7 protein-coding genes are annotated in these 8,644 nt (G+C 60.1%); 3 read left to right on the top strand and 4 right to left on the bottom strand.

The genetic code is table 11. The annotated features are described in order from the left end of the window. A partial coding sequence (locus H0V34_07340) for an AAA family ATPase (protein MBA2491515.1) occupies positions 1 to 1,148 on the bottom strand: 1,148 nt, incomplete at its 3' end. Between the two features lie 264 nt (positions 1,149 to 1,412). Next, positions 1,413 to 1,895, bottom strand: a complete 483-nt coding sequence (locus H0V34_07335; protein ID MBA2491514.1) for a L,D-transpeptidase — start codon at positions 1,893 to 1,895, stop codon at positions 1,413 to 1,415. 236 nt (positions 1,896 to 2,131) lie between these two features. Here H0V34_07335 and H0V34_07330 point away from each other — a divergent pair, with 236 nt between their 5' ends. Beyond that, positions 2,132 to 3,322: a pyridoxal phosphate-dependent aminotransferase gene (locus H0V34_07330; protein ID MBA2491513.1), complete on the top strand. Its 1,191-nt coding sequence runs from the start codon at positions 2,132 to 2,134 to the stop codon at positions 3,320 to 3,322. On the opposite strand, the gene H0V34_07325 is transcribed toward H0V34_07330, so the two are convergent. Next, a complete protein-coding gene (locus H0V34_07325; protein MBA2491512.1) occupies positions 3,319 to 4,548 on the bottom strand; it encodes an MFS transporter in 1,230 nt (409 codons plus the stop codon). The genes H0V34_07330 and H0V34_07325 overlap by 4 nt on opposite strands. Before the next feature lie 806 nt (positions 4,549 to 5,354). Here H0V34_07325 and H0V34_07320 point away from each other — a divergent pair. Further along, positions 5,355 to 6,200 carry an alpha/beta hydrolase gene (locus H0V34_07320; protein ID MBA2491511.1) on the top strand — a complete coding sequence of 282 codons (846 nt, stop codon included), beginning with the start codon at positions 5,355 to 5,357 and terminating at the stop codon, positions 6,198 to 6,200. Between the two features lie 294 nt (positions 6,201 to 6,494). After that, positions 6,495 to 8,324: a translational GTPase TypA gene (typA, locus tag H0V34_07315; protein ID MBA2491510.1), complete on the top strand. Its 1,830-nt coding sequence runs from the start codon at positions 6,495 to 6,497 to the stop codon at positions 8,322 to 8,324. Positions 8,325 to 8,401: 77 nt separating this feature from the next. On the opposite strand, the gene H0V34_07310 is transcribed toward typA, so the two are convergent. Further along, the coding region (locus H0V34_07310; GenBank protein ID MBA2491509.1) for a hypothetical protein at positions 8,402 to 8,644 on the bottom strand (243 nt) is incomplete at its 5' end.

The following is an 8,644-nucleotide window of genomic DNA, read 5'->3' as shown; positions in this document are numbered from 1 at the left end:
GGCGTACGCTCTTCTTCCAGTGATTTCAGTGCTTCGTTCACGGATGACTTCTGGTTGATGACCGACTGCAGATGCGGCGGCGAACCGCCGCCGCGTTCCTGGTTCGCGCGCCCAGGGGCGACACGGTTATCTCGCGCTGGCGCACCGGATTTCTCTGCCCGATTAAAACGCTCAGCGTTTGGTGGTCGTGTCGCGTCGCTCTTGTCATGTTCGACTGGACGCACCGAGGGCGGTACCACGCGCGGCTGGTATGAGGCACTTTTGGCGCCGCTCTTCGCGGCGCGTGTGTAGGCGCGCGAAATCTCCTCGATTTCGTGCTGTTCGTCAGCCGGCAATAGCAATTCCTTGCGGAAATCCTCCAGCACGGCCTGCACGTCAGCCGCCTCCAGCACATGTTTTTCGTCAACGCTGCCATACAGAAACAGGCGGCTGCAAAGCTGGTTAATACGCCGCGGGATGCCGCTGCTGTATTTGTAAATCAGGATAAAGGCGTCGTCCGTAATTTCGGGATCGCCCTGCCAGCCTGCGCGCTGCAAGCGCTGCTCAATGTAATCCCGGGCTTCGTCCGGTTCCAGCGGATCGAGGTGGGACGCGGCAATGATCCGCTGCAACAGCTGTTTCAGCTTCGGATCCTGCACCTTGTCACGCAGGCTTTCCTGGCCGAGCAGGAAGATCTGCAACAGCGGCCGATTGCCCTTTTGCAGGTTGGTCAGGAGTCGCAGGTCTTCAAGCCCATCTATAGACATATTCTGCGCCTCGTCGACTATCAGCAAGGCGCGCTTGCCGGCCTGTGCGTTTTCGGTGAGGAAGAGCTCCAGGGTACGCAGCACACTGGCTCTATCCATGCCTTCGACGGACAGATTGAAGGCGAACGCGACTGTTCGAAACAGATCGTCAGTCTCCAGGCGCGTTATGACCAGGGTACCGGTCAGCAACTTCGAAGGCGGAAAATCACTTAACAGATCACTGACCAGCGTGCTCTTGCCCGTGCCGGGCACACCGGTCACCATGACTATACCCTCCGCACGCTGCACGCCGTATCGCAGGTAACCCTCTGCCTGCACGTAACTTCTGTGCTTGAAGGAATAGTAAGGATCCGGGCTCAGCCGGAAAGGTTCATCACGGAGTTTGTAATAAGATTCGTACATTCCAAGTCCCTGTCGGTGAGGCGGCCGTGCTAGATCAATTCAGCTTGCTTGACTGCTCGGTCAATCGCCGGATTCAAGCATTGCCGACATCCCGCCTTCGCCATGCGGCTGTGCCGCGTAGCATGTTCCTGATTTCTCGTATTATTATTGACGCTTGACCGACCGCATGATCTATCAGTCGCGTACTTTCGCCACATAGTATCAGAGACCGTAGGTGCGAAAAAAGATTTCATCATGCGGACAGGTGCGCTTGCAGATGGTGGGTCAGGGCATTATGGTAACTGGTGTGCCGACATCGACCAGGTTATAAAGCTGCTGCATGTCATCGTTTTCCAGCGCGATGCAGCCGCGAGTCCAGTCGCTGGAGGCGCCGCGGCCGTGGATGAAAATCTCGCCGCCCAGACGGGTATTCCACGGCGGCACTTTGCGAGCATTGTGGGCTTCCTCGATCGTCTGATACTGTTCCCGGGATATACGACCTTTCGCGTAACCTGCCGCCGCATCGCTGGGCAATGGGTAGTTTAGCCCCAGGGAGAGGAAATAGCGGCTCTGAGGATTTTTCATCGCCACCGAATAATCTCCTTCCGGCGTGCGGCCATCGCCTTCCCAGCGCTTGTGACCGGAAGGCTGAAAGCCCAGACCGATGTTATAGCGATGCACGATCTCCCCGTCGGAATACACGGCCATTTGACGGCTGGCCTTGGTGACGAGGATAAACCAGCCTTCGCTCGGGATAGTGACGGGCATTTCTTCGGCCTCGAACGGCGTCGGCGTCACGGGCGGCGCCGCGTCGCGCTTATGCGCGGGAGCATCTTCGGGCTGGTCTGACGGCGGTGTGTGAACGCAGGCGCTGATCCATATTAAGGCCACCGCCAGCCATGCGGTCCTCGAACCGCCGCGCACGCGATTTGCACAGGCGCGCGGCCGCACCTGCTTCCCCGAATTTGTTTCCATACTTTGCGCCTGAAACAGTTATGCCAGAAATGAATAATTCCGCCCGTGCCAAGGTTGCCCTTGCCGCCAGCCTGCGCGTACAGGCGGTGCAGCCGCCGATCATTCCGGCGATCGCGGCCCTGATAAGAGCGCACCCCGGAACCATCTCTTTAGGGCAAGGCGTCGTCCATTACGCGCCGCCGCTCCAGGCAGTCGCGCGCATTCACGCGAGCCTCGCCGACCCCGATAATCACGGCTACGGTCAGGCGCAAGGGCTTCCCGAACTCAGAGAGGCACTGATCGACAAGCTCGGCGCGACCAACGCCATCACGGTGTCTGATCGAGATCGCATCATGATCACGGCTGGCTCGAATATGGCGTTTCTATACGCGGTGCTGGCCATCGCCGAGCCCGGCGACGAAGTCATCCTCCCTACGCCTTACTACTTTAACCACGAAATGGCTGTGACCATGAGTGGCTGCCGCGCGGTGCCCGTCTCCACCGATGCAAATTATCATTTGCGCCCGGACCTAATCGAAGCGGCCATCACCGCGCGCACCCGCGTGATCGTCACCGTTTCGCCCAATAACCCCTCTGGCGCCATATATTCGCAAGCCGCGCTGGAACAGGTCAACGCGCTTTGCCGTAAGTACCGGCTCTACCACATCAGCGACGAGGCTTACGAGGCTTTCGTCTGGGATGGCGCGCGGCATTTTTCCCCTGCCTCGCTGCCGGGTGCGGACGAACTCACGCTCTCGTTATTCTCATTTTCAAAAGGCTACGCGCTGGCGGGCTGGCGCATCGGCTACATGCTGCTGCCGCAACAACTGATCTCACCGGTAGGCAAGGTGCAGGACACCATACTGATCTGCCCGCCCACCGTCGCGCAACATGCCGCGCTGGGCGCGCTGGAGTCGGACTGGGCCTGCACCCGCGAAAATATCCGCGGCATCGGCGAAGTTCGTCAAGCCGTGCTCCGACAACTGGGTGAACTCGAGGGACGAATCGACCCGCCCCGCGCCGAGGGCGCATTCTATGTCCTATTGCGCGTACACACCGACATCCCGGACATGACGCTGGTGGAGCGACTGATCCGCGAGTATCGAATAGCCGTCATTCCGGGTTCCGCGTTCGGTGCGGAAACGGGCTGCTATTTGCGCATTGCCTACGGCGCGTTGCGCAAGGAAACCGTTACTACGGGCATCGGGCGGCTCGTCCAAGGGTTGCGAGCGCTGGTTTAACGATTCACGTGACTTTGGCCATTGGCATGGCGTGCCCGGGAATCGGTACGTGCAGGCTTGTACAGCGACCACAAATACAACGACGACATTAATCCGCAGGCGACCCCGAACCAGGTGATGGTCGCGGACGCTCCCACATGTTCAGCCGCCCACCCGCCGAGCAAACTGCCGATCGGCATAAGCCCCAGAAAACTCATCGAGAAAATCGACATGACGCGCCCGCGCAAGGCGTCTTCTGTATGTAACTGAATCATCGCGTTGGCCGAGGCCGCGGCGCTGGTGTGTCCGTAGCCGATGAGCACCAGCACCGGCAAGGTCAGCCACAGCACATGCACCGTTGAAAACACGCAGGCGGCAACCGCGAGGCCAAACGCCGCCCAGCCTATCACGCGCTCCAGTCCCTCGCCGGAGGGCCGGGCCGCCAGACGCAAGGCGCCAAGCAGCGCACCGGCGCCCATGGCGCTCATCATGACGCCCATCAGTCGCGAGTCGCCGGCGTGCGTCTCGGCCGCAAACACCGGTATCAATACCGTGATCGCGCTGCTCAGCATGCTTACTATGCCCAGCATCAACAACCCGCCCCTGATTTGAGCATGCCCGGCAGCGAAGCGCAGCCCCTCCATCAAATGGGCGCCTAAGCGTGCGCTGGCAGGGTGATCCGGTCGCTTTTCCAGGCGCATCCCGATCAGCGCGAACAGAATTGCCGAAAAGGACAGCGCATTGACCAGGAAGACCGGCCCCTCACCCCACCATGCCACCAGCGCGCCGGCAATCGCCGGTCCCACGAAGCGCGCCGCGTTGAAGGTGGTGGAGCTCAGCCCGATCGCATTGGAGAGTTGCTCACGGGGAATAATCTCGCCGATTAGCGCGTGGCGCGCGGGCACCTCGAACGCCCGCGCCGCGCCCAGGGCCGTCGCCAGCACCACAATTTGCCAGGGTTCGACCGCATCGGTGATGGTCAGCGCGGCCAGCAGCAGCGCCTGCAGCATGGCGAAACTATGCACAACGATGAGCATCTTGCGACGGTTGAACCGGTCCGCCACGACGCCGGCGAGCAGGCTCAGCAAGAGCACCGGCGCAAGATTGCAAAATGTCACGAGACCGAGCATAAAACTTGAACCCGTCAGCCGATAAACGAGCCAGGCCTGCGCGATCGAATGCATCCAGGTGCCATTTAGGGAGATGAGCTGGCCCAGGTAATAGCGGCGAAAATTCGGTACCTGCAAGGATCTGAATATATGATTCGGCGCTGGCGCATCGGGCGCTGGGGAGTCATTAGTCGAGAACTCTTTCATTTCATACGAGTTTTGCACGGAACTGGTAATGTCGCCGAGCGACAGCGACCGGACGAAGCGAAAGGCGAGCTCGCATAAAACTGCAAAGGGAAGCGCGCGGCAATCACTGGTGCCAGCGCAGCCGAATCCACGGAACGTTTGTGGCGTTCGCTGTCTGATATGGCTCTCTTTTTTCTTAGCATGACCGAACTGGCGACCGGCCCGCAAGTTCCGCGTAGATTAACGCCCTTGGATCAGATCGAAGTGCCCCCAGACCGGTGCCTCACCCACGTCCGCATCGCTCCCGGTCGAACCATCTGCGTGCGGCCTCGCCCTAAAATAGTGCGGTGCAACAAATTGAGACCATTGCACGCAGCTCGATTTCGGGATGAAGACCCCACCGCATTACTGAAAGAATGGGATAAGACTACTGTTGGCATATTAATCGCACATTTGCGTTCGGACATTGCAATAGTGGGGTTGGCGCCCTGAAATTAGTTGCAGTCAGTTCTGAGCGTTCCGCTAGAACTCGTCTTCACACAGAATGGCCGCATCGCCGCGTATCGCGACCCTGTAGTGTGCTCTGGATCGCCGCATTAGTGTGGGGTTTGATTACCGCCGCGCCGCAAGCCAACGCTGCCGGTGCTGCTTCGATTAGTGTGGAACGCCCCCCCGGGCGACTCGTTAATGTCGGTACGCATCGACTGCATCTCTACTGCATCGGCCACGGATCGCCGACCGTCGTTATGGACGCGGGATTGGGCGGCTCCGCGCTGGAATGGCTGACCGTTCAACGACGCCTGGCGTCCTACACTCGCGCGTGCACGTACGACCGCGCTGGTTACGGCTGGAGCGACTCAAGCCAGGAGCCAAGAACCAGCTTGCAAAATACGCTTGAACTTCATACGCTGCTGAAACGTGGCGGGATCGAACCGCCTTACGTGCTGACCGGCCATTCCTATGGCGGCTACGACACACAGCTTTTTGCCAGCATTTTCCCTGAGCTGGTGGCGGGTCTCGTGCTGGTAGAATCCTCTCATCCCGGGCAGGTCGAACGCTTCGAAGCGGAGCCTATTGGCGTAAGCACAGCACCGCGTCGCGGCGCATCGGTGCTGATGACGCAGGCTGCTTCGGTGCCCGCCAATATCCCCGCACGCCTGTCGCGGACCGTCACCGATCTCATGTCTTCCCGCAAGACCATGAGTGCAGTCATGAACGAGCTTCGGTATTTTCGCGTCAGCGCCATGCAGGTTCTAAATGCGCCGCACTGGCCGGATGTGCCCGTGGTCGTGCTGACACGTGGCAAGCGCGTGTGGCCGCATGACCGGAAAGGGGATCTGATGGAGGCGTTGTGGATGCAACTGCAGACCGAACTCGCAACCCGCAATCCGCACTCGCTGCATATCCTGATTCGCCGTAGCGGCCACCATATTCACCTGGACCGTCCGACCTTGGTGGCGCGAGCCATTTTGATGGCCACCAATGAATATCGCGATTCACCCTCTTACCTGGCAAAACCGGCAACGGCACTACCCGCGAAGGTCTACCAGGTTGAGCACACACTCGGCGACGACACGCTGCTTGCCCATCTGCAACCGCGGTAACCGGCGCCGAGTTCGATAAGTCCGAATTTGATGGTATATACCAAGCGTCGCGCGATCGCGATGGCGTAAACGCCGCCGTGAATTGCCGCCACGCTGATCTTAGTCGCCGACGCGCAGAGTGACCAGACCAGCGTGACCGACCCGGTGTATCTGTAATCATTACTTAGCCAACCACCTGCTCCGCCGTTTGCACCTTCGTATCGACCGCTAGCCCGCCATACTAGGTCGCTTGGTAGGCAAAGCACACCGACTGGCGGATAATGACCGACTTTCCGCACCGCAAAAAATTCTTCAATGATCGAAGATCTCCGCAATATTGCAATTATCGCGCATGTAGACCACGGCAAAACGACGCTGGTCGACTGTCTGTTACGCCAGTCCGGCACGCTGGACGCTCGCGATATTACGTCCGAACGGATCATGGACAGCAATGACCTTGAACGTGAGCGCGGGATCACCATTCTTTCCAAAAATACCGCCATTCAGTGGCGTACCGGCGATCAAACCTATCGCATCAATATCGTCGATACGCCCGGACACGCGGATTTTGGCGGCGAAGTCGAGCGCGTGTTGTCCATGGTGGATTCGGTATTGCTGCTGGTGGACGCGGTGGATGGCCCCATGCCGCAAACCCGCTTCGTCACGGCCAAGGCGTTCGCGCTGGGTCTTAAGCCCATCGTCGTGATCAACAAGATCGATCGCCCGGGCGCGCGGCCGGACTGGACGCTTACACAGACCTTCGACCTGTTTGACGCCCTGCATGCGACCGACGAGCAACTGGATTTTCCGGTCGTTTACACCTCCGCGCTACGCGGTTATGCGGGCTTGCGCGACACCGTACGCGACGGCGACATGACCCCGCTGTTCGAGACTATCGTGGCGCGCGTGCCGCCGCCGCCGGTTGACCTGGACGGCGCCTTTCGCATGCAGGTCACAACCCTGGACTACAACAGTTACGTCGGCCAGATCGGTATCGGCCGCATCCAGCGCGGCCGTTTACGCGCGGGCAGCAATGTGACGATCATCGATCGCGAGGGCGCGCGGCGCTCCGGGCGGGTGCTGACCATTCTCGGCTTCTTAGGGCTAAACCGCATCGAGGTCGAACAGGCCGAGGCCGGTGACATCGTGGCGCTGACCGGCATGGACGAACTCGATATTTCCGACACAATTTGTGATCCACGGACACCAGAGGCGCTGCCGCCGCTGACGGTGGACGAACCGACCATGAACATGACGTTCGAAGTCAACAAGTCGCCGTTTGCTGGCAAGGAAGGTCAGTTTCTGACAAGTCGCCACCTGCGCGAACGGCTGGAACGCGAGTTGAAATCCAATGTGGCGCTCAAAGTGGCCTATACCGACGACCCGGATCGCTTCGAGGTATCCGGCCGCGGCCTGCTGCATCTGTCCGTGTTGCTGGAGAACATGCGCCGCGAGGGTTATGAAATGGCCGTGTCGCGACCCAGGGTCATCACCCGCGAGGTAGATGGGCGCGTGCACGAGCCTTACGAATTATTGATCGCCGACGTCGAAGACGCGCATCAGGGTGCGGTGATCGACAACCTCAACCAGCGCCGCGGCCAATTGCGCCACATCGAGCCGGATGGCCAGGGGCGCACGCGGCTGGAATATATGGTGCCGGCGCGCGGCCTGATCGGCTTTCACACTGAGTTCATGGGCATCACCTCCGGCACCGGCATCGTCACCCATGTGTTCGATCATTACGGTCTGGCAAGCCCACTGGCCATCGGCCAGCGGCGAAATGGCGTGCTGATCGCCAACGCCGCCGGCAAGTCGCTGGCCTATTCGCTGTTCAACCTGCAGGAACGCGGGCGGCTGGTGATCGGGCCCGGCGAACAGATTTATGAAGGCATGGTAATCGGCATCCACTCGCGCGACAACGATCTGACCGTCAACCCACTGAAGGGCAAACAGCTCACCAACATCCGCGCTGCGGGCAGCGACGAGAACATAATTCTCACGCCGGCAATACGCATGAGCCTCGAACAGGCGCTGGAGTTCATAAACGACGACGAACTGGTAGAGATCACACCGAAGGCCATCCGCCTGCGCAAACGTTATGTGAAGGAACACGAACGCAAGCGAGCCAGCCGCGCGATCGCCTGACCGGGCAATAACGGCAGCTTTGGATTTTTCCTTCTTTAAGCCATACTGGGGCTAGCCGTCCCTGGTTCAAACGATAACTACAGTTGGCGCGGCGGGACGCCGCCGGTGTGCCCATCGGTGACCGCGTAGCCGGGCATCCGCCGCCGTAACAGCGCGGAGCGCGCCTGCCACTCGTTCTCGCCGCTCATGGTTTCGAGCAGAAGCGTCTGGCGGCCGGCCAGGGTTGCAACGGGAACCCCATCGCGATACAAAACGCGGTTATTAGTGAGCGATGGCACGCGCGCGCCGGGCACGATCGAACCCACCAGATTGAGCGGATC

It is taken from the genome of Gammaproteobacteria bacterium, from assembly GCA_013696315.1.
In the GTDB taxonomy this organism is placed as follows: Bacteria; Pseudomonadota; Gammaproteobacteria; order JACCYU01; family JACCYU01; genus JACCYU01.
This window is presented reverse-complemented; position numbering and strand designations above follow the sequence as displayed.

Excerpts from the sequence above, each read along its gene's own strand:
- H0V34_07335 (MBA2491514.1), bottom strand. The coding sequence starts at position 1,895 with ATGCCCGTCACTATCCCGAGCGAAGGCTGGTTTATCCTCGTCACCAAG.
- typA (MBA2491510.1), top strand. The coding sequence starts at position 6,495 with ATGATCGAAGATCTCCGCAATATTGCAATTATCGCGCATGTAGACCAC.
- H0V34_07330 (MBA2491513.1), top strand. The coding sequence starts at position 2,132 with ATGAATAATTCCGCCCGTGCCAAGGTTGCCCTTGCCGCCAGCCTGCGC.